At 54.3% G+C, this 810-nt stretch carries 1 protein-coding gene; it reads left to right on the forward strand.

The genetic code is table 11. The annotated features are described in order from the left end of the window. Positions 1-188: 188 nt before the first annotated feature. The coding region (traR, locus tag RNA01_RS23445; protein ID WP_147182465.1) for an autoinducer-binding transcriptional regulator TraR at positions 189-810 on the forward strand (622 nt) is incomplete at its 3' end.

Raw genomic sequence — 810 nt, forward strand, 5'->3', positions numbered from 1 at the left:
CGAATAAGCAAATTCCGAGGTTTTCAATCTAGCCGAAACGATTTAGAAAACCATTCCGTGATGGTCAACTTACGCGATTGAATATGCTTCCTTCTTTACCAGGTCACTGTTCGCGCGCGTCGCGGTCCTTCTGACTGCCGACGCATTTCGCCACCCCGCAACGGGTGCGATTTACAGGGAGAGTATGGATGTCAAACTGGGTCGAGAAACTGCTGGATATCACGGTGATCGGAAACGATCAGTCCATGGTGAAGGGCGCCCTGGCCAATCTTGCTGATCGGTTCGATTTTGTGGGCTATGCCTTCGTCAACATTCGTCCGGGGCAGACCTATGCGGTCTCCAACTATGATATCGACTGGCAGAGAATCTATGACACGCTGGACTACCGGTTCATCGATCCGGTCATGCGGCAGGCCCAGCTGATAAGGCGCGCTTTCGCCTGGTCCGGCGAAGCCGACAAGAGCTCGCTGTCCAAAAAGCAGAAAAACTTCTTTTCGAAAGCCGCTGATTTCAACATTCGCTCGGGCGTTTCCATCCCGGTCGCCACCGCCAACGGTGCCATGTCCATGCTGACCTTTGCATCGGCGACGCCTTCGCTTGCGAGTGATATGGAGATCGATGCCATTATGGCCGCATCAGCGGTCTCCCAGCTTCATACGCGTCTTGAGCACTTGCGGGTCACGCCCTCTATCGAGGAAAAGATTGTCCTGACGCCGAAGCAGGTGAACTACATTCGTTGGCTTTCGCTTGGCAAAACCGTCGAGGTGATCGCTGAACTGGAGCAGGCAAAGTATGCTGGCGTTCGCTCGG

Source organism: Paenirhizobium naphthalenivorans, from assembly GCF_007992095.1.
GTDB lineage: Bacteria > Pseudomonadota > Alphaproteobacteria > Rhizobiales > Rhizobiaceae > Allorhizobium > Allorhizobium naphthalenivorans.